Here is a 25,607-nt window from a genome sequence, read left to right as displayed (position 1 = left end):
GTCAGGCCGGGACGTATGTCAGCCTGACGACCTCGTCGCCGATCCGCGTGCTGTCCACCAGCCGCAGCCTGGGCTTTGACCCCGCGAAGAACGGGGCCCCCTCGCCCAGCACCACGGGGTGCAGGTAGATCCGGTATTCGTCGATCAAGCCGAGCGCGGTCAGGCTGCGAGCCAGGTCGGGCCCGCCGACCTCGATCACCCCGTCGTGGCGATCCTTCAGCGCCCGGACGGCCGTCGCGAGATCGCCCTCGACCAGCGACGCGTTCGGCCCGACCGACTTCAGCGAGCGCGACACCACCCATTTGGGGCAACCGCGCCAGGCCGTCGCGAAGTCGCGCCTGGCCTCGTCCCACTCGGGATGCTCGTCGTCCCAGTAGCTCATGATCTCGTAGAGGCGGCGGCCATACAGGCTGCCCGTCAGGCTCCGCGCCTGGTCGACGAAGTAGCGGAACAGCGTCGGGTCGGGCCCGAAGCCCATGTGGTCGACATAGCCGTCGAGGGACTGGTTCATGCCGAAGACGAGCTTGGCCATGCCGCGATCTCCACCCGGGCCTCTCGAACGACCCCGGCGCAAGGTGCGCGCAAACGCGATCGGACACAAAGGCCGCCGCCCCTGCCCGCCCACTTTTGCACCCTCGCATCAATCCGCTATTAAGAGTCACTTGCATTAAGGCGGAAAGGCGACCAAAAGCGTCGCCGTTCGGCGAGGCGCTCTGTCGGGAGTCGCTCGCCCATATAATGCGAATGATTCTTATTTGCTAATATACGGGGATAGTCGTATGCGCATTTCCAACCGGACGCGCGGCCTGTTGCTGGCCGGCGTCGCCAATCTCGTTCTGGCGGGCTTCGCCCACGCCCAGGCCGCCGACGCGCCCGAAGAGGCCGTCACCACCAGCAAGCTGTCGCTGGGCAAGGTCGTCGTCTCGGCCGGCCAGGAGAAGGTGGCGATCGATACGCCCCAGGCCGTGACCACCCTCGACCAGGACGCCATCGACCAGGCCCAGGCCTCGACCATCGGCGACCTCCTGGCCGGCATTCCCGGCGTCAACACCATGGGCGGCGTCGGCGCCCTGGGCCAGGGCTTCAACATCCGCGGCATGGGCACGGGCCTAGCCGACAGCGACAGCCGCATCCTGATGCAGATCGACGGCGTCACGAAGTTCTTCGAGCAGTACCGGATGGGCGCGTTCTTCAGCGACCCCGAGCTCTACAAGCGCGTCGAGGTGCTGCGCGGCCCGGCCTCGTCCACCCTCTACGGCGCGGGCGCCCTGGCCGGCGTGGTCAGCTTCACCAGCAAGGACGCCTCCGACTTCCTGCAAGGCGACGACCGCTTCGCCGTGCGCCTGCGCGGCGGCGTCGAGAGCAACGCCGAGGCCCGCTTCGGCTCGGGCATCCTGGCTTTCAAGCCGACCGAGAAGCTCGAAGTGCTGGGCATGTACACCAACCGTCGCAGCGACGAGTACGAGAACGGCAATGGCCAGGTCGTGCCGGCCTCCGACGCCACCTCCGACAGCTACCTGCTGAAGGGCCGCTACACCTTCGGCAAGGACCACAGCGTCTGGGCCTCGTACCAGAACTGGAAGAACGACAGCGTCCAGATCTACGACCAGTCCGAGGCCATGGCCACGACGCCGGTGCGCCGCAAGACCACCGACGACACGGCCGTGATCGGCTACCAGAACGCCTTCGAAGGCAACGACCTGCTCGATTTCGAGGCCCAGGTCTCCTACGCCAACAGCAAGGTTAACCAGACCGACACCACCTTCCTGTCGGGGGTGCTGGAGTCGGAGTTCTCGTACAAGACCCTGCAGGGCCGCGCCCAGAACACCTCGGAGTTCCAGTTCGGCGGCGACGGCGTCGCCTTCCTGACCGTCGGCGCCCAGGCCTACAAGCAGGAGCGCCGCAACCCGCGCCGCACCGCGACGGGCGTCAACCACGGGGCGGCCACCCATCCCGAAGGCGACATGGAGAAGTACGGCCTGTTCGCCCAGGGCGAGGTCACCTACGGCAAGCTGACCGTCATCCCCGGCGTCCGCGTCGACTGGACCAAGCTGCAGCCGGGCCTGGGCGTGACCACCAGCCGCGAGATCAAGGACAACGGCGTCTCGCCCAAGATCGCCGCCCTCTACAGCCTGACCGAATGGGCCTCGGTGTTCGGCTCGATCGCCCACACCGTGCGCATGCCGGTGCTGGACGAGATCTACAGCCGCACCTCGGCGACGGCGAGCAACTACAGCCTCAACCTCAAGCCCGAGGAGTCGGACAACTACGAGGTCGGCGGCACGCTGCAATTCCGCAACCTGTTCGGCCAGGGCGACCAGGCGCGGATCAAGACCACCCTCTTCCGCAACGACGTCAGCAACCTGATCGCCCGCGGCACGGCCACCTCCAGCTACTTCGTCAACATCGGCGAGGCCCGCTATTCGGGCGTCGAGGTCGAGGCCGAGTACGGCGCCAAGCAGCTGTTCGTGCGCGGCGCGGTGTCGGTGATCGACGGCGAGAACCGCACGAGCGGCGCTCCGTTGAACACCATCCCGGCCGACACCCTGAACCTGACGGTCGGCTACGTCTTCCCGAGCCACAACTTGACGGCCGGCTGGCGCGGCGAGTTCGCCGACGACCAGAACGAGACCACCACCGCCTCGCTGCGCACGCCGGGCTACTCGGTGCACAACCTGTTCCTGACCTGGAAGCCGCAGGACGGCGCGCTGAAGGGCCTGGAGGTGCAGGCGGGGGTCGACAACCTGTTCGACAAGAACTTCCGCCGCCACCTCTCGTCGCTCGACGCCGAGGGCCGGACGGTCAAGCTCACGCTCGGCAAGACGTTCTAGTGATGAAGACGCCCTGGCACGTTCGAGCCTGGGCGACGGGGGCGTCGTTGATCATCAACGGCGCCCTCGGGCTCGCCGTCGTCCAGTGGGATCAGAGGCCCATCCTCGCGCCCATGGACGACGCGGCCATGCTGATTTCGCTGGGCGATCCGGCCCTCGACACGGTCGACAACGCCACCTCGCCGGACGCCGATCCGGCCCCGACGCCGGAAAGCGAACCTACGCCGCCGCAGCCCTCGCAGCCCGATAAGCCGGTTCCCAAGCCGCTGCCGCCGCGTCCCGACGGCTGGCTGACCCAGGCCGCGCCGGCGCCGCCCTCTCCCGCTCCGCCGTCGGAAGCGCAGCCGCGCCCGACGCCGCCCGCCGCGGCCCAGGCCGCTGTGCCGGCCGCCGCCCGGGCCATGGACGCCTCGGCCGCCAAGCCGCCCGCCGGCCGGCGCGACGCCGACAACGTGCAGGCCCACGCCGGAACCAGCACCGCTTATGCAGCGAGGGTCCGCGCCTGGCTGGAAGCCCACAAGACCTATCCCAAGGCCGCCCGCATGCGGAAACAGCAGGGCACGGCCCAGGTGACCTTCGTCCTCGACCGCGCCGGCCACGTGCTGGACTGCCGCCTCACCGGCCCCACCGGCCATGCCCTGCTCGACGCCGAGGTCCGCGCCATGGTCGCCCGCGCCGATCCGTTCCCCGCGCCGCCGCACACGATCAAGGGCGAGCGGATCGAGATGGACGCGCCGGTGGAGTTTTCTTTGCAACGCTAGATCCTCCCCCTCTGGGGGAGGTGTCGGCGAAGCCGACGGAGGGGGATTCAGCCTGTGAGCCAGTAGCCGCCCCCGACATCAGAAGGAACTTCCCCCTCCGGCCCTCCGGGCCACCTCCCCCTTCAGGGGAGGATCTTCTACTTCGCCCGCATCCCTTCCACCGGCCCGAGATAGCTCCCAGCCACCACGCCGCGCGAGATCACCAAGCGCTGGAACACCACGCCCGGATCCACCCGCCACAGCCGGACCCGGTGCGCGCCCGCCGACGGAACCGCCAGCGGCGTCGTCAGTGAACGGACATTATCCGCCACCGCCTTGTCCCAGGCCTTCTCGGACGGATCGGGAATGGTGTTGACCACCACCGGCGGCGCGTCGTCGATCGACACGGCGAAGCGCGGGCCCGTGCCGCCGGCGACGTCCAGGCCCGGCGAGACCAGCACGGTCAGGTCGACCGGCCCGGCCTTCTCGAAGTCGACCAGGTATTCGAGCATGGGCCCCTTCCCCGGCGTGCTGGGCGCGGCCGTGGTCGGATAGCCGGCGACGCCCGACAGCGTGCGACCAAGGTTGGGGATGGTCGTCCACGAAACGCTATCCGCGGTGGTCGCCCTGGCGTGATGCTCGGCCTCGATGGCCAGCGGCCCGCCGGCCTCGACGAAGGCGCCCCTGGCCGGCTTGCGGGCTACGTTGTCGACCACCGCCGTCACCACGACCTGCTGCCCGCCTGGTCCCTTGAGCGTGATCGGCGCGCGGTGGACGCCCCTGGGCGCCCGGGCCCAATCGACCGAGACCTCCAGCCGCGTATCGCCCCAATCGACGGCGGGACCGCGCGACAGCTTCAGCCACGGCGCGCCCGACCTCGCCTCGAACGCCATCTGCGAGGGACCGCGATTGAACACGTCGATCCAACGCGAGGCGGGGCCCCAGCGGGTCAGCGGCGGCAGGTCGGCGCCCTGCTCGGCGTCGACCCGCGCCTCGCGCCCCTCGACGGCGACGCCCATCAGCGCGCCGCGATAGAGGACGTTGCGGGCCAGGGCGGGCAAGGTGTTGCGTTCAGGCTGCTGCCAGCTGGTGTAGCCGATATGGGTCTGGTCCATCATGTGGACCCACTTGCCGCCGCCGATCGCGTGGTACTCGCCGGTCAGCTCGGCGTCCCGGGCGAACAGCCTCTCGGCCAGATCGGCCTGCCCCTGCGAAGCGGCCCGGCCCTGCTGGTCGTACAGTCGGTTGCGGCCGACCGCGATGTAGAGCCGGGTGTGATTGGCGCTGGCCATGATCGGGAACCAGACCAGCTGGAAGAAGGCGTCGTCCTGGGCCTTGGGCAGCAGCGCGCGCACCGCCTCCGCGCGGGCCTCCAGCGCGGCCCACTCGGCTTCGACCCGCTCGGCCTCGCGATCATTGACCAGGCTGAAGGTCGCCGCGTCGATCAGCTCGGGCTTTCGCCGTGCGTTGAGCTTGGTGTAGCCGTCCAGCAGCCCCGCGATCTCAGCCGCGTGCTCGGGGCCGAACTGCGCCGCCGCCCAGTCGCGGCTGTAGGTCGCAAGCTTGCCGACCGGCATGGCGTCCGGGTCCCAGGCCAGGTCGAGGAAGAACTCGGTCGGCAGCTCCATGGGCTTCAGGTCGCCGACATTGACGATCCACAGGCGGTCGGCGCCGTGGTCGTCGGCGCGCTTCATCTGCTCCCAGGTGCGCTCGATCTGGTTGGTGTTGAGCCACTTGTAGTTCCGCGGCCCGCCCACATAGTCGAAATGGTAGTAGACGCCGTAGCCGCCCGGCCGCGTCTCCCCGGGCTTCGGCAGCCTTCGAATGTTGCCCCAGTTGTCGTCGGCGAACAGCAGGGTCACGTCGCCCGGAACCCGCATCCCGGCGTCGTAATAGTCCTGCACCTCCTTGTAGAGCGCCCAGACCTGGGGCGTGACCGACGGGTCCTTGCCGGTGACCTCGCCGATGATCGCGCGCTGGTCGGCGACGATCGTCTCCAGCAGCCTGGTGGCGGTGCCCTGGGTCATCGGTTCATCGCCGTCGCCGCGCATGCCGACCGTGACCAGGCTCTCGTTGGCGCCCATCCGCTCGACGCCCTCGCGCCAGAAGCGGCGCAAGGCCTGCGGGTTCTTCGAATAGTCCCACGGCCCCTGGCCGTAGCGCTCCCATTCCACATGCGCCCGCATCATCGGCTCGTGGTGCGAGGTTCCGATCACCACGCCCATCTCGTCGGCCAGCACCGCGTTCAGCGGGTCGTCGTCATACAGCGCCTTGCCCCACATGGCCGGCCACAGATAGTCGCCCTTCAGCCGCAGGACGAGCTCGTAGACCCGCTCGTAGAAGGCATGGTTGAAGCCGCCGAACGTGGCGTTGGCCCAGCCGTAGAGGGCCGGGTTCTCGTCGTTGAGGAAGATGCCCCGGTACTTCACCTTCGGCGCCTGCAACCGGGCGCCCGGCGCCACCGTCAGGTCGCGACGCACCGGAACCGGCACGTCGGCCCACCAGGTCCAGGGCGAGACGCCGGCTCGTTCAGACAGGTCATAGGCGCCGAAGATCGTCCCGCGCTTGTCGGCGCCGGCGATCACCAGGGCGCGGGCGACGCCCGGACGCGGGTTCTCGACCACCTGCTGGACGAAGCCCTCCCAGCGTCCCTTCAGGGCCGAGACGTCGAGCTTGCCGGCCGCGACCAGGGCGTCGATCTGTGCGCTCCGCCCCAGCGTGCCGACGATGACGACCGGCGCGTCCTTGGCCGGCTGAGCGCCGCCCGACAGCTTCGAGAGATCGCCGTGCAGACCCTGCACCGCGCGCAGCGCGCCAGGCCAGTCGGTGACGTCGGCCTCGACCCGGGCGGGCTTGCCGCCTTGGATCAGCGCAAAGCCGCCGGCGACGGGGCGCTCCGACACCGCGCCGGCTTCAGCCGAACGCGCGGCGGTCGGGGCCGCCAGCGCCGCCGCGGCCGCAACGACGGCGGCCAGGGCCAGCGCCGAGACGGCCGTGCGAAATCCCGTCGCGCCCTTGCTCACGGGGCGACCGCGACCTCGAACGGCCCCAACGGCAGGCCTGCCATGTCGAAGACGTTGAAGGTCGGCGCGTCGGCCCAGGCGAAGCGCACCTTCGCCGGGGTCAGGCCGGCGGGAATGACGACCACCGCCCTGTCGCCCTCGACCCGGGCGTCGGCGAACCGACAGCCGGCCGCGTCGCACAGCTCGAAGCCGATGGCCCTGTCAGAGCCCCGCGTCGCCAGGCGCTCGGCGACCTGCTCGAAGCGCACCTCGACCGTGTCGCCAACCCGTCGCGCAGAGACCGGCGAAGGCCCGGTCGTGACGGCCTGTCCCGCCAGGCGCTGGGCGCCCCGGGCCAGGCGCTTGCCGACGTCCTGCTTGTTGGTCGGGTGGATGTCGGACGGATCGCCGATGTCGGTGATGACGGCGAGCGCCGCGTGGCCGTCCTTGGCCACGGCCAGGCGCTGACTCTCGCGCACCCAGGCCCACCATGAATCCTCGGGCGCAAGCTGCGGCTTGCCGTAGTTGGCCAGTTGCACCACCAGGGCCGGCATGTCGGCGGCCTGGCCGACGCGGCGCTCGGCCAGCAGTTCGCGCAGCAACGCCTCGTAGGTCTGCGGCCGGCCGGCGTTGCTCTCGCCCTGGTACCAGGCGAAGCCCTTGAAGGCGTAGGCGCCCATCGGGGCCAGCATGCCGTTGTAGAGGGTCGAGACGCCCGACAGCGTGTCCCACGGCGCGCGCGGCGGCTCGCCGGTCGCCTTGGGCTCGATCTGGTAGCGCCATGCGGTCAGCGGGATCCGCGTGCCGTCGGCCAGCACCAGGGCCCGGGGCGCGTCGCCGTACAGGCCGCCGTTGGCGTAGGTGTCCAGCGCCGAGACGACGATACGGTTGACGCCGGCCTTCAGCGTTCCAGCGCTCACCGGATAGGTCCGCACCGTGCCCGCCCCGGACGTCGAGCCCACCCCGACGCCATTGACGTAGGTGGTGTCGACCTCGTCGACCATGCCGATCTCGAGGCTGGCCGCGCCTTTCGCCTGCGCCGCCGTCAGCGTCGCCGTCGTGTCGAACCAGACCATGCCGTTGAAGTCGGCCAGGGCCGGCACGCCCCAGCTTTCCCACACGCCCAGGCCCTGCGGCGCGGGCGTCCAGGCCCCGTCGCCGGCCCACGGGCCGCCGGCGGCGCCGTTGTGGCGCAGGCTCCACCAGGCCTTGATCGTCTCGCCCCAGCGGCGGTCGGCGGCCGGGCGGTCCTTCAGCGACAGCTCCAGGGTGGCGATGTCGTTGCCGTAGTCGCCCGCCTTGCGCAGGGCGGCCGGGCTCAGCCAGGCCTCGATGGCCGACCCGCCCCAGGAGGCATGGACCAGGCCCAGCGGCGTCTTGTCGGTCTTCCGCAGTTCGCGGGCCATGTAGTAGCAGGCGGCCGAGAACGACCCGACAGCCTCGGGCCTGGCCGCCTTCCAGGCCGGCGGCTTGACGAAGGTCGTGCGCGGAGAGCGGCTGTCGGCGTGGTCGACATAGGCCATGCGCAGGCCGTCGTCGTTGGCCGAGCGGATCTCGGACCACGAGTTGTTGCCGCGCTCGACCGGCAGCTCCATGTTCGACTGGCCCGAGCAAAGCCAGACATCGCCGACCAGCACGTCGCTGACCGTCTGCGCCGCGCCCGAGGCGGCCTTGGCCTCCAGCGTGTAGGGACCACCGGCCGTCATCGCCGGCAGGTCGACCCGCCAGGCGCCGTTCGCGCCGGCCGTGGCGGTGGCGCGCTTGTCGCCGAGGGTGACGGTCACCGCCTCGCCAGGCCTGGCCTCGCCGAACACCGGCAAAGGCCGGCCGCGCTGCACCACCGCATGGTCGGCGAACAGGCCGTTCAGCAACGGCCCCTGGGCGGCGGCGGGCGTAGCCATCAAGGCGGCCAGCAGGATCGGCGCGACGCGACGCATGTGTGTGCTCCCTAGCTCCAAATCCTCCCCCTCCTGGGGGAGGTGGCCCAGAGGGCCGGAGGGGGGCCGTTTTCAGCCTCCGCGACCTTGGCCGCTTCGGCAACGACTTCCCCCTCAGTCGGCTTCGCCGACAGCTCCCCCTTCAGGGGGAGCATCTTCAAACCACCGTCAGCTTCGCCGACTTCAGGTCAACCGAGTTCGGCCCGACCAGGATCGAGAAATCGCCCGGTTCGACAACCCGCTTCATCGCCAGGTTCCACATCCACAGATCCGACGGCTTCACCTCGAAGCTCACCGTCTTCTTCTCCCCCGGGGCCAGGGTGACGCGCTTGAAGTGCTTCAGCTCCAGCACCGGACGGGTGACCGAGGCCGCCTCGTCATGGACGTAGAGCTGCACCACCTCGTCGCCGGCGACCTTGCCCGTGTTGGTCACCTCGACCGACACCGTCGTGCTTTCGCCCTGGCCGATGCGGGCCTTCGAAAGCCGCGGAGCCGAGATGTCGAAGCTGGTGTAGGACAGCCCGAAACCGAACGGATAGAGCGGGCTGGTGGCGCGATCGAACAGATAGCCGCGACGGGCCGTGGGCTTGCGGTTGTAGTAGATCGGCAGTTGGCCGACGTCGCGGGCGATGCTGACGGGCAGCTTGCCGCCCGGATTGGCCCGGCCGAACAACACGTCGGCCGCGGCGTGGCCCGTCTCCTGGCCCAGGTACCAGCCCTCGACGATGGCGTCGGCCTTCTCGGCCAGCAGGTTCACCGACAGCGGACGGCCGTTCAGCAGCAGCACCACGGTCGGCTTGCCCAGGGCGAAGATGGCGCGGGCCAGATCGTTCTGCTGGCCCACCAGGTCGAGGCTGTCGCGGTCGCCCAGGTGGTTGTCGGCCCAGGCCTCTCGGCTGGTCTGCTCGTTGTCGCCCAGCACCATGACCACGACGTCGGCCTTCTTCGCCGCCTCGACGGCCTCGGCGATCAGTTTCGCGTTCACGGCCGGGTCGACCAGCTTGACCTCGTCGGCGGCCCAGACGCGCTTTTCGGTGATCCGCACGGCCTCGGCATAGTCGAGGGCGAACCCTTGCGCCTTGGCCTCGGCCGTCAGCCCCTCCAGCACCGAGACCACGTGGCGCGGCTCGTCGGAATAGCCGCCGATCGGGGTGTCCTTGGCGTGCGTGCCCAGCAGCGCCAGGCGCTTGATCTTCTTGCCGTCCAGCGGCAGCAGGCCCTTGTCGTTCTTCAGCAGCACCACCGCCTTGCGAGCGGCTTCGCGGGCCAGGGCGACAGCCTGCGGCGTCGCGGTCTTGGCGTCGGCGGCCTTTTCGTCCGCATACGGATTTTCGAACAGACCGCCTTCGAACTTGATCCTCAGCACCCGCGCCACGGCCGCGTCGACGGCGGCCTCGGGGATGCGCCCGGCGCGCACCAGCTGCGGCAGCAGCACATAGGCCTCGCCGTCGGGCAGCTCGACGTCGACCCCGGCGTTCATGGCCATCACCGCCGTGTCGGCCAGCTGGTCGGTCAGCTTGTGGCGGGTGATGATCTCCTTGATGGCGAAGTAGTCGCTCATCGTCGCGCCCTCGAAGCCCCACTCGCCGCGCAGGATGTCGGTCAGCAGCCAGCGGTTGGCGTGCGAGGGCACCCCGTCGATCTCGTTGTAGCTGGGCATGACCGAGCGCACGGGCAGCTCCTTCACCGCCCGCTCGAACGGCGGGAAGAAGTTCTCGCGCAGGGTCCGCTCGGCGATCTGGGCCGGGCCGACATTGGTGCCGTTCTCGGGCTGGCCGTGGCCGGTCATGTGCTTGAGGGTGACGAACACCTTGTCGGGCGCCAGCGGCAGGGTCTTGCCCTGGAAGCCGCGGATGGCGGCCAGGCCCATCTCGGCGCAGACGTGCGGATCCTCGCCGTAGGTCTCCTCGATGCGGCCCCAGCGCGGGTCGCGGGCGACGTCGACGACCGGGGCGAGCGCGATGTTGGAGCCCCGGGCGCGCATTTCCTTGGCGGCGACCGAGAACACCTGCTCGACGAGCTCCGGATCGAAGGTCGAGGCCAGGGCGATCGATTGCGGGAAGCTCGTCGCATCACGCGCGACATAGCCGTGCAGGGCCTCGTCGTGCATCAGCATCGGGATGCCCAGGCGGGTGTTTTCCATCGCCCACTTCTGGGCGGCGTTGACGTATTTGGCGGTCTGCGGGGCGTTGCGGCCCACCGAGCCGTCCTCGGCCCCGGCGGCGGCGTTGACCTCGGTCGTCGGCTTGAGGCCCCGGCGGTCGGTCGGGCGCGAGATCTGGCCCAGGCCGTTGGGGAAGTTCCTGGTCGCGGTCTCGGGCGAAAAGTCGCCCGTGGGCGTCTGGATCGCCGCCTTGGTCAGCCAGATGCCGATCAGCTGGGCGGCCTTCTCCTCCAGCGTCATCCGCGAGAGCAGGTCCTTGACCCGCGCGTCGACCAGCTGGGCGGGATCCTTGTAGAGCGGCTTGTCGCCCGTCGCTTTCGGAGCCGCCCGGACCACGGGCGCCATGGCCGCGCCAAGAGCGGCCAGGCTGACGCCCAGCGTGCGGCGAGTAAGGGTGGTGGTCATCCTTGCGTTTCCCCAGCGTCTGTCACGGCGGCTTCGCGCCGTCTTGCCTGACACTATGGGAGAGCTTGTCTGACCACTCAAGTCCAAATGTTACCGGTCACTTTTGTTTCTCCCTCTCCTTGAGGGAGAGGGAGGGGCCCGCGCCGCCAGGCGTGGGAGGGTGAGGGGTTAAACGGCCGACGGCTTACCCCCTCACCTCCCCGCTGCTACGCAATGGGTCCCCTCCTCTCCCCATGGGAGAGGAAAGTTCAGGTCACCCCGACCAGGCGTCGACCACGCTCTCCAGGACGGTCAGCGGGGTCGGGCCGACCAGCAGGGCGGTGTCATGGTACTTGCGGATGTCGAACTTGGCGCCGAGGCGCTGCTTGGTCCGCTCGCGCAGCGCCGCCCAGACGGTGTGGCCCACCTTGTACGAGCAGGCCTGGGCCGGGTTGGCGCAATAGCGCTCGACCTCGCGGGTGATGCGCCCCTCGTCGTCGCCGCCGGTCTCGACCATGTAGGCGATGGCCTTCTCGCGGCTCCAGCCCTTGGCGTGGAGGCCGGTGTCGACCACGCAGCGCGAGGCGCGGAACAGGCGCGCCTGGTACATGCCCAGGAGGCCCAGGTCGTCGGTCTCGTAGAGGCCCATCTCCATGGCCACCTGCTCGGCATAGAGCGCCCAGCCCTCGGTGTTGGCCGAGAAGAACATGTTCTGGCGCAAGCGCGGCAGGCTGCCCTCGGCGGTCAGGGCCAGCTGGAAATGGTGGCCCGGCGCGGCCTCGTGATAGGTCAGGGTCGGCAGGGCGTAACGCGGGCGTTCGGCCGTGTCGCGCAGGTTGATGTAGAAGGCGCCCGGGCGCGAGCCGTCCAGCGGCGGCCGCTCGTAATAGCCGCCCGACGAGCCGGCCTCGGTGTAGGGCGGGATGCGGCGCACCTCGACCGGGATCTTCGGCGTGACGCCGAACCACTGCGGAAGCTTGGGCTGCATCTCCGCGATCAGGCGGTTGCAGTACGCCAGGATCTGGGCCCGGCCCTCGTCGGTGTTGGGATAGCTCTCGCCCGGCAGGTCCTTCAGCGCCGCCATGCGCTGGCCGACCGACCCTTGCGTGAAGCCGCGCTTCTTCAGGATCTCGTCCATCCGCGCCTGGATCTGCGCGCCCTCCTCCAGGCCCAGGCGGTGAACCTCGTCGGGGGTCTTCTCGGTGGTGGTGTAGATGCGCAGCAGGGCCGCGTAGAACGCCTCGCCGTCCTTGAAGCGGTTCATCCCCGCTTCGTGCACGGCCTTGGCGCGGACTGCGGTCAGGGTCTCGATCTGGCGGTCCAGCGCCGGGTGGATCGCGCTGGTCAGCAGGGCGGCGGCCTTGGCGTCGTAGTCGCCATAGGCCTTGGCGCGGCGGGCCATCGAGGCGACCAGCACGTTCTTCTCCGGAGTCAAGCCCCGGAACTGCTTCAGCTGGCCGATGGCCTTGTCGAGGATGAAGTCCGACGGGATCACGCCCTTGGCCGCGTCGGCACGCACCCGCTCGCTCTCCTGGTCGAGCACGCCGGCGAAGCCGGCCATGCGTTCGAGGTAGCTGTCGGCGTCGGCCGCCGACTTCACCTCGTGCTTGTTGTCCAGGAAGCTGGGAACCGACGAATAGCCGCCGTAGAACTGGGTCACCACGAACGGCCGCGACACCGCGCCGTAGTCGAAGCCCGAGGCCTTGTCGCGCGCGCCGTAATAGTAGGCGGCGGTGTCGTAGTTGACGGCGTCCTCGCCGGTCAGGGACTTGCGGTCGATGGCCTTCAGGCGCTTGAGGCGCTGCCCGGGCTCGCGGCGTTCCTTGATCCAGGCGGCGATCGAGCGGTCGCCCAGCTTCGTGCGCGCGCCGGCGTGGGCGCCGGTGTCGAGGCCCAGGTTGGTCGCCTGTTCGGGGCTCTCGGTCAGGTCCTCGTCGAAGAAGGCGTCGAACAGGGCGTAGAGCTTGGCGCTCTCGCCTTTCGGGGCGGCCATGGCCGGCAGGGCCGTGGAAACAGCGGCGGCGGTCGCGCCGACCAGCAACTGACGACGATCGAACTTCGTGGAATCGGACATGCGGCCCCCAAGGCAGACTTGGCCGCATGTCGAGAACAAAGCCGTCCGGCGCCTCGCGGCCCCGGACGCCGGACGGCTCTAGAGGCTTACTTGCGGGGCGCCAGGATGTCGTCCAGGCGCGCCGGCGTGCCGGCGATGCGCTCCAGGCGCGGGTAGCGCGGGCCGCCGGCGTAATCGAGCTTCACGGTGCGGTAGCGCGAGCCTTCCTTGACCAGCAGCTCGACCGGAACGCCCTTGGCGGTGGCCTTCACGGCCGCCTTCAGCTTGTCGGCGTCATAGGTGTCGCCGTTGACGGCCACCACGGTCAGGCCCTGGGTCAGGCCGGCCTTGAAGGCGGGACCGTCCCACTGGACGTCGGTCAGCACCGCGTCCGAGCCCACCGTCAGGCCGAGCGAATAGGACAGGTTGGTGTTCTTGGCGCGGGTTTCCGACGACTTGAAATATTCGGTCGGGGTGTCGGTATAGACCAGCTTGTAGCCGCCCCGGGCCAGGCCATCGAGCGGAGCCTTGGGGTTCACGCCCTCGATGCGGTCCTTCAGGAAGGTCGCCCAGTCGTTGGCCACCACGCCGTTCAGCGCCGCGACCACGTCGTCGAAGGTATAGGTGTGCGACACGTACGAACCGTCGGCGACGCCGAAGAAGGCCTTAGCGAAGTCGTCGAGCGACTTCTTGCCGCCGGTCTTCTCGCGGATCAGCGTGTCGGCGTCGAGCCAGACCAGTTGGCCTTCCGAGTAATAATCCTCGCTACGCTGGTAGCTCAGCCACGACAGCGGCTTGCGGTTGGCGATGATCGGGTCGTTGGTGGTGTCCTGCACCGGGCGCCAGTCGCGGCCGCGACGGTTGTCGTAGGTCGCCGCCGTCATGGCGATGGCGTCCAGCGTCTGCTCCTTGGAGAGCAGGGTCGAGCGCGACGACAGCACATAGCCCCAGTACTGGGTCTGGCCCTCGTAGACCCACATCAGGCTGTCGCGCATCGGGGTGTTGAGGGTCGGGGTCCACAGGTCGGCCCCGCGGCGGAACTTGCCGTTCCACGAGTGGGTGAACTCGTGGGGCAGCAGGTCGCGGCCGACATAGGTCTTGTCCCACTCGGTGAAGTACTTGGGCGCGACGCGGTTCTCGCTCGAGCGGTGGTGCTCCAGGCCGATGCCGCCCAGCTGGTCCGACAGGGCCACCAGGAAGTCGTAGTGGTCGTAGTGGTGCGAGCCGTACAGCTTGTAGGCCTGCTGCACGAGGTTCTTGTGGGCCTGGATCTGCTCGGGCTTGAACTCCAGCAGCTCGGGCTTGTCGGCGATCATGTTCAGGCGCACCGGGACCTTGGCGCCCGGATCAAGCTCGACCGACTTGAAGTAGCGGCCGGCGAACATCGGCGAGTCCACCAGGGTCTCGACCGTGGTCGGCTTGAAGCTGGTGACCTGGCCTTCGGTCTTGTCGACCTCCAGGGCCGAGGCGAACTGGAAGCCGGCCGGCAGCTTGACGGTCGGCTCGACCGTGATGCGGCGGGTGAAGTGGCCGGCCGGGTACATGGTCATCTGCAGCCATTGCAGGTTCAGCATGTCCGGCGTCATGACCATGCGGCCGACCTTGGTCTCGACCGGCGACAGGAACTTGTAGGCGACGTTCAGCTCGGTCACGCCGGCCGGCACGTCGATGTGGAAGGCGTTGACCTCGACCACGTCGCGCTTCCACGGGATCGTCTGGCCACCCGCCGTGATCACCAGGCCAGCCAGCTTGTCGATGTCGTTGCGCGGCGAGTGGCCGCCCGGAACCCACTGCGGATAGTACAGGGTCATCGGACCGGGCTTGGCGACCGGCAGGGTCAGCTTGATGTCGAAGATCTTGCGCTCGAGGTCGGTGGCGTCGACGTAGAGCTTCAGCACGCCCGGATAGGCCACGTCCTGCGGGGCGACGATCGGCGCCGTCGGGGCGGCCGGTTGCGGCAGGTAGTCCTGGGCGAGAGCGGCGCCGCCCACCAGCGACAGAAGCGAGACCGAGAAGAAAAGCGCTTTCAAGAAACGACCCCAATGCAGCCCGCGAACGTCCCCTCGCGGTAAGAAGCCTGGATATTTCTTTTGTTAGGGGCCGCTTGTCGAGACGAACTTGGCCGGACGGCGTTACGGCGACGCTGGTCGTTCAGCCCTTCGGCCGCCGCCGGATCAACCCCAGCAATAGATAGGCGACCGCCGCAACCGCCAGCGCCGGCAGGGTGGCGCCCAGCTGCGGCGCCAGGCGGCTGAAGCCCTGATAGGCCGCGATCCCGGCCGCCCAGGCCAGGAGGCCCGGCAGGTTCAGGCCCCAGGCGAAGGCGGCGACGGCCTCGGGCTGGCGGCGACGCACGACGAAGTGGTCGGTCAGCAGCACGCCGAACAGCGGCGCGAACACCGAGCCGATCAGCAGCAGGAAGCCTTCATAGCGGGCAAGCGGCGCCAAGAGGGCGATCAGGGTGCACAGCGCGCCGAAGGCCAGGGCCAGGCGCGCGGGCCGCACCGGCGCCAGGGTGGCCGTCGAGACGGCGGCCGAATGGATGTCGGCGAAGGCGTTGTCGGTCTCGTCGACGACGATCAGCAGCAGGGCGATCCCGCCGCCCGCCGCGGCGAGCGCCGTCAGCAGCAGCCCCTCTCCGCCCCCGGCGGCCAGGGCGTAGCAGGCGCCCAGGCCCATGAACCAGATGTTGGCCAGCAGGTAGCCCACCGCGCTGCCACGGAACATCCGGCCGGGAGAGCGGCCGAAACGCGTGTAGTCGGCGATCAGCGGCAGCCACGACAGCGGCATGGCCACCACCAGGTCGACGCCGGCGCCGAAGCTCATTTCGCCCGTGCCGGCCTTGGCGAACAGCGCCGCCAGGTCGTGCTGGGCCAGCAGCCGCCAGGTCAGCCAGCCGGCCCCGCCCAGCAGCAGCCACAGTCCCCAGGCGCGCAGGAACCGCCGCACGAACGACACCGGGCCCATGAAGGCCAGCCAGGTCGCCAGGGCGCCGAACAGCACCGTCCAGGCCATCGGGTTGGAGAGGCCGAAGGTCTGCCTGGCCAGGGCGTCGGCGGCGTCGCGCATGGCGATGATCTCGAACGCGCCCCAGCCGACCAGTTGCACCGCGTTGAGCACCGCCGGAACCGCCGCGCCACGCGCACCCAGGGCCAGCCGCAGCGTGCCCATGGCCGAAAGCCCGGTGTCGGCCCCGACCACGCCGGCGGCGGCCAGCAGCAGCGCGCCCAGCACCGAGCCGGTGACGATCGCCGCCAGCGCCATGCCGAGGCTCAGGCCCGGAACCAGGAACGCGCCGGCCTGCAGCACCAGCAGGCCGATGCCCAGGCTGAACCACAGCGAAAAGGCGTCGCGCGTCCCGAACACCCGGCGCTCGGCCGGAACGGGGGTCAGCGGATCATAGGTGTCGTCGAGCTTGGCCATGGTGGGGAGGCATAGCAGCTTGGCGGCCCCGCGCGAATGGATGAGGGCTTGGCGCCCTCAGTGCGTAGAAAGCCCGTGAAAACGGGGATCTTGCGGATGGTGTGGATGCGCCGCTCTGAGGCTGGCGAGGTTCCATCCTCGGGCGCCTGGCGAATAATGCGGCTGATGGCCCATGCGATCCGAAACGATCCGCGGACAAATGCTTCCAATCGTGGCCGTAAGGCGATCGGGTCTTGTAATTGCAAGTCGCTCTCAAGTATGGACGGCGGCATTGAAGCTCGTCCGTTCCGGAATCCCGTGAAAGCCGCCGCCGAACAGAACCGCCGCTCCTTCTGGCTGAAGCAGTTGCACCAGTGGCACTGGATCAGCGCGGCGATCAGCCTCGTGGGCATGCTGCTGTTCGCGATCACCGGCTTCACCCTGAACCATGCCGGCTCGATCGAGGCGCAGCCCAAGGTCGTCAGCAAGAAGGCGACCCTGCCGCCCGAACTGATCGCCGAGCTGGCGTCTGGCCCCACCGAGGGCAAGCGCCCCCTGCCGATCAAGGTCGAGACCTGGCTCGACAAGGCCGTCGACGCCGACATCGCCCGCCGCGTCGGCGAATGGTCCGACGCCGAGGTCTATCTCGCCCTGGCCCGCCCCGGCGGCGACGCGTGGATCGCCATCGACCGCGAGACCGGCGCCGTCGAGCACGAGAAGACCACGCGCGGCGGGGTCAGCCTGCTCAACGACCTGCACAAGGGCCGCAACACCGGCAAGGCCTGGAGCTGGTTCATCGACATCTTCGCCGGCGCCTGCGTGATCTTCACCGTCACCGGCCTGATCCTGCTTCAGTTCCACGCCCGCGGGCGGCCGATGACCTGGCCGCTGACCGCCGCCGGGCTGGCCATTCCGCTCCTGATCATCATCCTGTTCGTCCACCTCTAGAGAAAGGCCGCCTTCCGTGAAGCGCACCGTCTCCCTGCTGACCTTCGCCGGCGCCGCCGTCGGCGCTCCGGCGATGGCCGCCGACCTCAACGTCACCGTCGAGATCCCGCGCCTTTCGGTGGCCGAGTACCACAAGCCCTACGTCGCCATCTGGGTCGAGGGCCCGGACGCCACGGCCGCCGCCACCCTGGCCGTCTGGTACGATCCGGACTCCAAGGAGGACAAGGGCGAGAAGTGGCTGAAGGACATGCGCCAGTGGTGGCGCAAGGCCGGCCGCACCATGAGCTTCCCGGCCGACGGCATCTCGTCGGCCACCCGCGCCCCGGGCCCCCAGAAGGTGACCTTCAGCGGCGCCAAGAGCCAGCTGTCGAAGCTGAAGCCGGGCGCCTACACTCTGGTGGTCGAAGCCGCCCGCGAAGTCGGCGGCCACGAGGCCGTGCGCGTGCCGTTCACCTGGGGCAAGCCCGGCAAGACCGCCTCCGCCAAGGGGACGGCCGAGCTCGGCGCCGTCTCGGTCACCGTCAAATAAGCAAGAGAGAAACGCCATGACCCTTCGCAAGCGCCTTCTCGCCCTCTCGGCGGCCGCCGTCGCCCTGACCCTGCCGCTGGCGGCCCACGCCCACCGCGCCTGGTTCGTCCCCTCGGCCACCGTGCTGTCGGGCGAAGGCTCGTGGGTGACCGTCGACGCGGCCATCTCCAACGAACTGTTCTACCCCGACCACCGCGCCATGCGCGTGGACGGCGTGGTCATCACCACCCCGGACGGCTCGACCGAGCCGCTGAAGAACGCCTCGACCGGCCAGTACCGCTCGGTGTTCGACGTCGAGCTGGCCAAGCCCGGCACCTACAAGATCGGCACCGCCTCCAACAGCGTGATGGCCAGCTGGACCGAGAACGGCGAGGTCAAGCGCTTCCGCGGCAGCGCTGACGACTTCGCCAAGCAGGTTCCGGCCGGCGCCGCCGACCTGAAGACGATCAAGAGCTTCAACCGCAACGAAACCTTCGTCACCCGCGGCGCGCCGACCGACACCGTCCTGAAGCCGACCGGCAAGGGCCTGGAGCTGGTTCCGGTCACCCACCCCAACGACCTGGTGGCCACCGAAGCGGCGACCTTCAAGTTCCTGATCGACGGCAAGCCGGCCGCCGACCTGGAAGTGACGATCGTGCCGGGCGCCTCGCGCTATCGCGCCACGCCGGGCGAGATCAAGGTCAAGACCGGCGCCGACGGCGCCTTCAAGGTCACCCTGCCGGAAGCCGGCATGTACTGGCTGAACGCCAGCGTCCGCACCGGCGAGACCGGCCGCGGCGGCATGGGCGGCCCTCCGGGCAGCCCCGGCGGACAAGGTGGTCCGGGCGGCGGCGCTCCCGGCGGTCAGCCGCAGGCCCCGACGGCCCTGGCCGGCAACGGCTTCTCGGCCAGCTACACCGCGACCCTGGAAGCCCAGCGTCCTTGATCTGACGACCTAGCTCCTCCCCCGTGCCAACGGGGGAGGTGGCGCGGCGCTATCAGCGCCGTGACGGAGGGGGCGAGGGACGGAGCGCCGTGCGCGCCGCCGCCCCCTCCGCCGCTTCGCGGTCCCCCTCCCCCGCAAGCGGGGGAGGAGCTTGAAAGACCCCCATGACCCGCGTCCTCGTCCCCATGCTCAGCGAACCGCCGGCCCGGCCGGTGGGCGGGGTCGTGCGCGGGCTCGACGGGGCAAGCATGGGCACGACCTGGTCGGTCAAGGCCGTGCTGCCCGTCACCACCGACCTTCCGGCCATGACCGCCATGGTCCAGCGCGCGCTGGACAAGGTGGTCTCCGAGATGAGCGCCTGGGACCCGATGTCGGCGCTCTCCCGCTTCAATCGTTCCGCCCCCGGAACCTGGACCGTCCTGCCGGCCGGTTTCGCGACCGTTCTGCGCCGCGCCCTCGAGGTCGCCGAAGGCAGCAGCGGCGCCTTCGATCCGACCCTGGGCGCGGTCACCGATCTCTGGGGCTTCGGCCCCCGCCCGTTCTCCGGCGAGCCGCCCAGCGCCGAGGCGCTGGACGCCGCCCGCGCGCCGATGAGCTGGCGCCGCGTGACGCTGGACGGCGACGCGCTGTTTCAGCCGGGGGGGCTCCACATCGATCTGAACGGCATCGCCAAGGGCTTTGGCGTCGACGAGGCCGCCCACGCCCTCGACCGGGCCGGCGTGCGCTCCTACCTCGTCGAGGTCGGCGGCGAGCTGCGCGGCACGGGCGCCAAGCCCGACGGCCAGCCCTGGTGGGTCGAGCTGGAGCGCCCGCCGGTCGCCTCGGCCAATGACGAGGCCTCGCCGCGCACCCTGCTGGCCCTGCACGGCCTGTCGGTGGCGACCTCTGGCGACTACCGCCGCTTCTTCGACCATGCGGGCAAGCGCTACGCCCACACGCTGGACCCGGCCTCGGGCGCGCCGTGCGACGCCGGCGTGGTCAGCGTCACCGTCATCCATCCCGAGTGCATGACCGCCGACGCCCTGGCCACCGCCATGACCGTCATGGGCGCCGAGGCCGCCATCGCCTTCGCCACGGCCCACGGCCTGCCGGCCCTGGTCGTCACCCGGGGCCCGAACGGCCTTTCCGAGCGCCTGTCGCCGGCCCTGCAGGCGATGCTCGACGAATGACCGACCTCATCTCCAGCCTGCCGCCGGACGCGCGCCGCCTGGCCCTGGCCGCCGTCGTGGTCGGCCTCTACCTGCTGCTGTGCGCCGGCATCGCCCTGAAGGTCGCCCTGCGCAAGAGGAAGGCCCGCCGCGAGGAGGCCGCCCTGGCGTCAGGCGCCGGCGAGCCGGTGCTGGTGGCCTTCGCCAGCCAGACGGGCTTCGCCGAGGAGTTGGCCATGGTCACGGCCAAGGCGCTGCAGGCGGCCAACCTGCCGGTGCGCCTGCGCGAACTGGCCGCCGTCGAGCCCGCCGACCTTTCCGGCCGCGCCCTCTTCATCGTCAGCACCACCGGCGAGGGCGACGCCCCCGACAACGCCCGCCGTTTCATCCGCGACGTGATGGCCACCGAGCCGGACCTGGCGAAGCTGTCCTACGCCGTGCTGGCCCTGGGCGACTCCACCTACGCCCAATACTGCGCCTTCGGCCGCTCCCTCGACGCCTGGCTCGCCCGCAACGGCGGCTCGCGCCTGTTCGGCACGGTCGAGGTCGACGACGGCGAAGCCGCCGCCCTGCGCCACTGGCAGTCGCAGCTCTCCGTGCTCACGGGCTCCACCGACGCCCCCGACTGGAGCCGCCCGGCCTATGGCCGCTGGAAACTGGCCGATCGCCGCCTGCTCAATCCCGGCTCGGCCGGCGAAGGCGCCTTCCACGTGCGCCTTGAGCCGCTGGACGGCGGCGCGGCCTGGCAGGCCGGCGACATCGTCGAGATCGGCCCGCGCAATGCTCCCATCGAGGTGGCCGGCCTGCTGGCGCGCCTGTCGCTGGACGCCGAGACCCCGGTGAAGGCCGACGAGGCCGCCACCCTGGGCGAGGCCCTGTCATGGCGACGCCTCCCGCACGAGGACGCGGCCATCAGGGCCCTGGCCGGCGCATCCGCCCAGGCGCTGGTCGACGCCCTGCCGGCCCTGCCCCACCGCGAATACTCCATCGCCTCGCTGCCGGCCGACGGCGGAGTCGAACTGGTGGTGCGTTTGATGCGTCGCGCCGACGGCAAGCCGGGCCTGGGCTCGGGCTGGCTGGTCGAGCACGCCGAAGTCGGCGCCGCGATCGCCGGCCGCGTGCGCTCCAACCGCAGCTTCCACGCGCCGCAAGACGACCGGCCGATGATCCTGATCGGCGCGGGCACGGGTCTCGCCGGTCTGCGCAGCCACCTGAAGGCGCGCGCGGCCCTGGGCCGCAAGCGCAACTGGCTGGTGTTCGGCGAGCGCTCGTCGGCCCACGACTACTTCCATCGCGAGGAGATCGAGGCCTGGGCGGCCTCGGGCGTCCTGGCGCGCCTGGACCTGGCCTTCTCCCGCGACCAGGCCGAGAAGGTCTACGTCCAGCACCGCCTGCGCGCGGCCGCCGACGAGGTCCGGGCCTGGGTGGCGCGGGGCGCGGCGATCTATGTCTGCGGCTCGCTGGAAGGCATGTCGCGCGAGGTGCACGCGGCGCTGGCCGATATCCTGGGCGCCGAGGCGCTGGAGGACCTGGCCGACCAGGGACGGTATCGACGCGACGTCTACTGAGGCGTTACGGCCTCAGCCGATCACGCTCCTCGGGCGTGTTGGCGCCCAGCAGCCTAGCCCTGGCCTCCTCCGGACACGGCAGCACCGCCAGTCCCGCCCGCTCCACCAGCCGCCGCAACGGCCAGCCGGGCAGCGCCGCTTCCGGCACGGCTCCGAGGGACAGCACCATCGGCACGGGCGAGACCTCGAAGGCCGCGCCCGTCTCCGCCGCCAGCAGCGGCGCCAGGTCCTCCAGCGTCAGGGTCGGCGCATCGACCGCCAGCACCAGCGCCCGCTCGCAGCCGCGCGCCCGCAGCGCCGCCACGCCTGCCAGCACGCCGCCGACCGGCCCGGCGCCATCCTGCGGATCGGGAACCCAGTCCAGCCCGTAGTCGCGCCCGGCGGTCAGCACCGCCTCCGCGCCGGCCGCCCGCGCCAGGGCCGCCACGCGGTCGACGGCCCGCGCGCCGCCCCAGTCGATCAGGGCCTTGTCCTGCCCCATCCGAACCGAGCCGCCGCCGCAGAGAATGATGGCCCCCAGGCGGGCTTCACGCGTGTTCATGCCCCCTTCCCTACGCCTTGCCGGGAGGCTCGACCAAGGCCCCGCTTCCCCCTGGCGCGAGAAACGGTCTAGACTCGCCCAAAAGGGACGGACTTTTCAGTATGAACGAACGCACCGAGCGCACCCGGCGGCGCAGCAGCCAGAGCGCGACGATCCGCGACGTCGCGGCCCGCGCCGGCGTGTCGCCGATGACCGTCTCGCGGGTCATCAACCGCGAGGCCACCGTCAAGGAAGAGACCCGGGCGCTGGTCGAGCAGGCCATCGCCGAGCTGAACTACGCCCCCAACCCGGCCGCCCGCAGCCTGGCGGGCAGCGCGCCCTTCCGCATCGGGCTGCTCTACGACAACCCCTCCACCGGCTACCTGTCGGAGTTCCTGGTCGGCGCCCTCGACGAGAGCAGCCGCACCGGCTCGCAGATCGTCATCGAGAAGTGCGCCGAGCCGGAACTGGCCGGCGCCACCCTGGCCCGCCTGCTGAAGACCGGCGTCGATGGCCTGATCCTGCCGCCGCCGCTGTGCGAATCCCAGACCGTTCTGGCCGAGGTTAAGGCCGCCGGCGCCGCCGCCGTAGCCGTCGCGCCGGGCATGGCCAGCAGCGACATGGCCACCATCCGCATCGATAACGAGGCGGCCGCCTTCGAGCTGACCCAGCACCTGCTGGCGCTCGGCCACAAGCGCTTCGGCTTCATCAAGGGCCACCCCAACCAGACGGTCAGCCAGCAGCGGATGGACGGCTTCATGACCGCCCTGAAAGCGGCCGGCATCCCGCAGGAGGACGTCCGCGTCGAGCAGGGCTACTTCACCTACCGCTCGGGCCTCGAGGCGGCCGAGCGGCTGCTGAACGTCAAGGAGCGCCCGACCGCCATCTTCGCCGCCAACGACGACATGGCCGCCGCCACCGCCGGTCTAGCGCACCGCCTGGGCCTGGACGTGCCCGGCGACGTCTCGATCGTCGGCTTCGACGACACCTCGATCGCCGCCAACATCTGGCCGGCCCTGACCACCGTCCACCAGCCCATCGCCGCCATGGCCCGCGCCGCCGTCGACCTGGTTCTGGAAGAGATCCGTCGGCACCGCGACGGGACGGGTGAGCCCAGGCAGCTGATGCATCCGCATACGCTGATCGTGCGGGATTCGACGGGGCTTGCGCCGCAGTAGCCGCCTTTCACCCACAACTCCCGTCATTCCCGCCCTTGTGGCGGGAAACCCTGGTTCCGCTGGCGCATCCGGCGCAAACGGCGTGCTAAGCACGCCGCCCCTCCTGCACTTGCGGCTGACAGAGGGGTTCCCGCCACAAGGGCGGGAATGACGGGAGTTCAGTGGAGCAGCGCCCAGCGCTTCTGCCAGACACCTCAGAGCAGTTGTCAGACAACTCCCTTGCGCCCCTCCACATGTTAGCGCTAACAAGTCATGGAGTTACGAAGCGTGGCGGCGGGGCGACGATCCCTGCCCGCGCGAAAGGGAGAAAACGCGGTGGGCGTGACGCAATACCTTCCCGGGGACTGGCGGGAAGCGACCCTTCTGGGCCGTATCGACTTCGGCCAGGGCCCGACCCCGGTGCTGATCCGCGGCGGCCACGTCGAGGACGTCAGCAAGATCGCCCCCACCGTCGCCGACCTGATGAACGCCTACGCCCCGGGTGACGCCATCCCGCGCGGCTTGGACAAGGGTCCGCTGGAGAAGCTGGACCTGCGCCCCGTCTGGGACGACCCGCAGGGCAATGCGCCGGCCAAGCTGCTGGCCCCCGTCGACCTGCAATGCCTGAAGGCCGCCGGCGTCACCTTCGCCGTCTCGACCCTGGAGCGGGTGATCGAGGAGCGCGCCCGCGGCGACGCCGCCAAGGCCCTTGAGATCCGCCAGCAGCTGTCCGACCGCATGGGCGGCGACCTCAAGAGCGTCGAGCCGGGCTCCGAGGGCGCCGCGCGCCTCAAGGAGGCGCTCGTCGCCGACGGCCTGTGGTCGCAGTACCTCGAGGTCGCCATCGGCCCCGACGCCGAGATCTTCACCAAGGGCCCGACGCTGTCTTCGATGGGCTGGGGCGACCAGGTCGGCGTCCGCAAGGACAGCTACTGGAACAACCCCGAGCCGGAAGTCGTGCTGCTGGTCGACGGCTCGGGCGAGATCCGCGGCGCGTCGCTGGGCAACGACGTCAACCTGCGCGACTTCGAAGGCCGCTCGGCCCTGCTGCTCAGCAAGGCCAAGGACAACAACGCCTCCTGCGCAATCGGCCCGTTCTTCCGCCTGTTCGACGCCTCGTTCTCGCTGGACGACGTGCGTTCGGCCGAGGTCGAGCTGAAGATCACCGGCCGCGACGACTTCGTGCTCGACGGCAAGTCGAACATGAGCCTGATCAGCCGCGATCCGGCCGTGCTGGCCGGCCAGGCCTACGGCAAGCAGCACCAGTATCCGGACGGCTTCGTGCTGTTCCTGGGCACCATGTTCGCCCCGATCCAGGACCGCGACGCACCCGGCCAGGGCTTCACCCATAAAATCGGCGACCGCGTCCGCGTCTCGACCCCCAAGCTCGGCGTGCTCGAGAACGAGGTGACCACCTGCGACCAGGCCAAGCCCTGGACCTTCGGCATCTCGGCCCTGATCCGCAATTTGGCCGGCCGCGGCCTGCTGTGACCCTCGTTTCCTCTTTCCAGGCGTAAGCGCATGTCCTCTGCCATCTATCCCAGCCTTCGGGGCAAGCGCGTCGTCGTCACCGGCGGCGGCTCCGGCATCGGCGCGGGCATCACCACCGCCTTCGCGCGCCAAGGGGCGGAAGTGATCTTCGTCGACATCGCCGTCGAGGACTCGCAGGCCCTGGTCGCCGAGCTTTCGGACGCCGCCATCAAGCCGGTGTTCAAGCCGGTCGACCTGACCGACCTCGAAGCCGTGAAGGCGTTCTTCGCCGAGACCGGCCCGATCGACGTGCTGGTCAACAACGCCGGCAACGACGACCGTCACAGCCTGGCCGACGTGACCCCGGCCTACTGGGACAACCGCATGAACGTGAACCTGCGTCACATGCTGTTCTGCGCCCAGGCCGCGGCCCCCGGCATGAAGGCGCGCGGCGGCGGCGCGATCGTCAACTTCGGCTCGATCAGCTGGCACCTGGGCCTGGAAGACCTCGTCCTCTACGAAACCGCCAAGGCCGGCATCGAGGGCATGACCCGCGCCCTGGCCCGCGAGCTGGGCCCCGACGACATCCGCGTCACCTGCGTGGTGCCGGGCAACGTCAAGACCAAGCGCCAGGAGAAATGGTACACGCCGGAAGGCGAGGCCGAGATCGTCAAGGCCCAGGCCGTGAAGGGCCGCATCCTGCCGGCCAACGTCGCCTCGCTGGTGCTGTTCCTGGCGTCGGACGACGGCAGCCTGTGCACCGGCCACGAGTACTGGATCGACGCCGGCTGGCGTTGACTTGAACCACTCCCTTCCCCCTCGATGGGGA

18 protein-coding genes are annotated in these 25,607 nt (G+C 70.1%); 10 read left to right on the top strand and 8 right to left on the bottom strand.

The annotated features are described in order from the left end of the window. Window position 1 precedes the first annotated feature (1 nt). Window positions 2-532 carry a dihydrofolate reductase family protein gene (locus tag V6S85_RS06095; RefSeq protein WP_334348383.1) on the bottom strand — a complete coding sequence of 177 codons (531 nt, stop codon included), beginning with the start codon at window positions 530-532 and terminating at the stop codon, window positions 2-4. Window positions 533-779: 247 nt separating this feature from the next. On the opposite strand from V6S85_RS06095, the gene V6S85_RS06090 reads away from it, so the two are divergent. Both V6S85_RS06090 and V6S85_RS06085 read left to right on the top strand, forming a co-directional pair. Beyond that, window positions 780-2,831: a TonB-dependent receptor domain-containing protein gene (locus tag V6S85_RS06090; RefSeq protein WP_334348382.1), complete on the top strand. Its 2,052-nt coding sequence runs from the start codon at window positions 780-782 to the stop codon at window positions 2,829-2,831. Window positions 2,832-2,833: 2 nt separating this feature from the next. Beyond that, the gene (locus tag V6S85_RS06085) at window positions 2,834-3,592 is read left to right on the top strand and encodes an energy transducer TonB (protein ID WP_334348381.1); all 759 of its coding nucleotides are present in this window, start codon (window positions 2,834-2,836) and stop codon (window positions 3,590-3,592) included. Window positions 3,593-3,729: 137 nt separating this feature from the next. Here the strand turns inward: V6S85_RS06085 and V6S85_RS06080 are convergent, their stop codons facing one another. The 6 genes from V6S85_RS06080 to cytX form a co-directional block, all read right to left on the bottom strand. Continuing rightward, window positions 3,730-6,594 carry a glycosyl hydrolase 115 family protein gene (locus V6S85_RS06080; RefSeq protein WP_334348380.1) on the bottom strand — a complete coding sequence of 955 codons (2,865 nt, stop codon included), beginning with the start codon at window positions 6,592-6,594 and terminating at the stop codon, window positions 3,730-3,732. Continuing rightward, window positions 6,591-8,510, bottom strand: coding sequence for a sialate O-acetylesterase (locus V6S85_RS06075; RefSeq protein ID WP_334348379.1), 1,920 nt, complete (start codon window positions 8,508-8,510; stop codon window positions 6,591-6,593). The genes V6S85_RS06080 and V6S85_RS06075 overlap by 4 nt, the downstream gene beginning before the upstream one ends. A gap of 157 nt (window positions 8,511-8,667) precedes the next feature. Next, the gene (locus tag V6S85_RS06070; RefSeq protein WP_334348378.1) at window positions 8,668-11,079 is read right to left on the bottom strand and encodes a glycoside hydrolase family 3 N-terminal domain-containing protein; all 2,412 of its coding nucleotides are present in this window, start codon (window positions 11,077-11,079) and stop codon (window positions 8,668-8,670) included. A 253-nt stretch (window positions 11,080-11,332) separates the two neighbouring features. Then, window positions 11,333-13,132, bottom strand: coding sequence for a DUF885 domain-containing protein (locus V6S85_RS06065; RefSeq protein WP_334348377.1), 1,800 nt, complete (start codon window positions 13,130-13,132; stop codon window positions 11,333-11,335). An 86-nt stretch (window positions 13,133-13,218) separates the two neighbouring features. Further along, window positions 13,219-15,141 carry a M61 family metallopeptidase gene (locus V6S85_RS06060; RefSeq protein WP_334348376.1) on the bottom strand — a complete coding sequence of 641 codons (1,923 nt, stop codon included), beginning with the start codon at window positions 15,139-15,141 and terminating at the stop codon, window positions 13,219-13,221. A gap of 121 nt (window positions 15,142-15,262) precedes the next feature. Continuing rightward, complete coding sequence (cytX, locus tag V6S85_RS06055; RefSeq protein WP_334348375.1) at window positions 15,263-16,534, bottom strand: putative hydroxymethylpyrimidine transporter CytX; 1,272 nt, start codon at window positions 16,532-16,534, stop codon at window positions 15,263-15,265. Window positions 16,535-16,831: 297 nt separating this feature from the next. On the opposite strand from cytX, the gene V6S85_RS06050 reads away from it, so the two are divergent. The 5 genes from V6S85_RS06050 (at window position 16,832) to V6S85_RS06030 (ending at window position 21,631) form a co-directional block, all read left to right on the top strand. Then, on the top strand, window positions 16,832-17,461 hold the full coding sequence (locus V6S85_RS06050) for a PepSY-associated TM helix domain-containing protein (protein WP_334348374.1): 630 nt from the start codon (window positions 16,832-16,834) through the stop codon (window positions 17,459-17,461). Between the two features lie 16 nt (window positions 17,462-17,477). Beyond that, window positions 17,478-17,990 carry a DUF2271 domain-containing protein gene (locus tag V6S85_RS06045; RefSeq protein WP_116490400.1) on the top strand — a complete coding sequence of 171 codons (513 nt, stop codon included), beginning with the start codon at window positions 17,478-17,480 and terminating at the stop codon, window positions 17,988-17,990. Between the two features lie 16 nt (window positions 17,991-18,006). After that, window positions 18,007-18,915 (top strand): DUF4198 domain-containing protein, encoded by a 909-nt coding sequence (locus V6S85_RS06040; protein WP_334348373.1) that lies wholly within the window; start codon window positions 18,007-18,009, stop codon window positions 18,913-18,915. A gap of 164 nt (window positions 18,916-19,079) precedes the next feature. Continuing rightward, window positions 19,080-20,084: an FAD:protein FMN transferase gene (locus tag V6S85_RS06035; protein ID WP_334348372.1), complete on the top strand. Its 1,005-nt coding sequence runs from the start codon at window positions 19,080-19,082 to the stop codon at window positions 20,082-20,084. After that, window positions 20,081-21,631 carry a sulfite reductase flavoprotein subunit alpha gene (locus V6S85_RS06030; protein WP_334348371.1) on the top strand — a complete coding sequence of 517 codons (1,551 nt, stop codon included), beginning with the start codon at window positions 20,081-20,083 and terminating at the stop codon, window positions 21,629-21,631. The genes V6S85_RS06035 and V6S85_RS06030 overlap by 4 nt, the downstream gene beginning before the upstream one ends. 4 nt (window positions 21,632-21,635) lie before the next feature. Here V6S85_RS06030 and mobA read toward each other — a convergent pair whose 3' ends face one another. Continuing rightward, on the bottom strand, window positions 21,636-22,172 hold the full coding sequence (gene mobA / locus V6S85_RS06025; protein ID WP_334348370.1) for a molybdenum cofactor guanylyltransferase: 537 nt from the start codon (window positions 22,170-22,172) through the stop codon (window positions 21,636-21,638). Between the two features lie 101 nt (window positions 22,173-22,273). Here mobA and V6S85_RS06020 point away from each other — a divergent pair, with 101 nt between their 5' ends. The 3 genes from V6S85_RS06020 to xylB all read left to right on the top strand — a co-directional run bounded on the left by V6S85_RS06020 (window position 22,274) and on the right by xylB (window position 25,576). After that, entirely contained in the window at window positions 22,274-23,329 is a 1,056-nt protein-coding gene (locus V6S85_RS06020) for a LacI family DNA-binding transcriptional regulator (RefSeq protein WP_334348369.1), read from the top strand. A 315-nt stretch (window positions 23,330-23,644) separates the two neighbouring features. Continuing rightward, entirely contained in the window at window positions 23,645-24,799 is a 1,155-nt protein-coding gene (locus V6S85_RS06015; RefSeq protein ID WP_334348368.1) for a fumarylacetoacetate hydrolase family protein, read from the top strand. Between the two features lie 30 nt (window positions 24,800-24,829). Beyond that, the gene (gene xylB / locus V6S85_RS06010; protein ID WP_334348367.1) at window positions 24,830-25,576 is read left to right on the top strand and encodes a D-xylose 1-dehydrogenase; all 747 of its coding nucleotides are present in this window, start codon (window positions 24,830-24,832) and stop codon (window positions 25,574-25,576) included. Window positions 25,577-25,607 lie beyond the last annotated feature (31 nt).

The sequence above is a fragment of the Caulobacter sp. CCNWLW153 genome (genome assembly GCF_036889365.1).
GTDB classification, from domain to species: Bacteria; Pseudomonadota; Alphaproteobacteria; order Caulobacterales; family Caulobacteraceae; genus Caulobacter; species Caulobacter radicis.
The sequence above is the reverse complement of the archived record's forward strand: the minus strand, read 5'-3'. Positions and strand labels throughout refer to the sequence as shown.

Coding starts and splice junctions, on each gene's coding strand:
- V6S85_RS06035 (WP_334348372.1), top strand. CDS start 19,080: ATGACCCGCGTCCTCGTCCCCATGCTCAGCGAACCGCCGGCCCGGCCG.
- mobA (WP_334348370.1), bottom strand. CDS start 22,172: ATGAACACGCGTGAAGCCCGCCTGGGGGCCATCATTCTCTGCGGCGGC.
- cytX (WP_334348375.1), bottom strand. CDS start 16,534: ATGGCCAAGCTCGACGACACCTATGATCCGCTGACCCCCGTTCCGGCC.
- V6S85_RS06065 (WP_334348377.1), bottom strand. CDS start 13,132: ATGTCCGATTCCACGAAGTTCGATCGTCGTCAGTTGCTGGTCGGCGCG.
- V6S85_RS06090 (WP_334348382.1), top strand. CDS start 780: ATGCGCATTTCCAACCGGACGCGCGGCCTGTTGCTGGCCGGCGTCGCC.
- V6S85_RS06070 (WP_334348378.1), bottom strand. CDS start 11,079: ATGACCACCACCCTTACTCGCCGCACGCTGGGCGTCAGCCTGGCCGCT.
- V6S85_RS06095 (WP_334348383.1), bottom strand. CDS start 532: ATGGCCAAGCTCGTCTTCGGCATGAACCAGTCCCTCGACGGCTATGTC.
- V6S85_RS06020 (WP_334348369.1), top strand. CDS start 22,274: ATGAACGAACGCACCGAGCGCACCCGGCGGCGCAGCAGCCAGAGCGCG.
- V6S85_RS06040 (WP_334348373.1), top strand. CDS start 18,007: ATGACCCTTCGCAAGCGCCTTCTCGCCCTCTCGGCGGCCGCCGTCGCC.
- V6S85_RS06075 (WP_334348379.1), bottom strand. CDS start 8,510: ATGCGTCGCGTCGCGCCGATCCTGCTGGCCGCCTTGATGGCTACGCCC.
- V6S85_RS06030 (WP_334348371.1), top strand. CDS start 20,081: ATGACCGACCTCATCTCCAGCCTGCCGCCGGACGCGCGCCGCCTGGCC.
- V6S85_RS06085 (WP_334348381.1), top strand. CDS start 2,834: ATGAAGACGCCCTGGCACGTTCGAGCCTGGGCGACGGGGGCGTCGTTG.
- xylB (WP_334348367.1), top strand. CDS start 24,830: ATGTCCTCTGCCATCTATCCCAGCCTTCGGGGCAAGCGCGTCGTCGTC.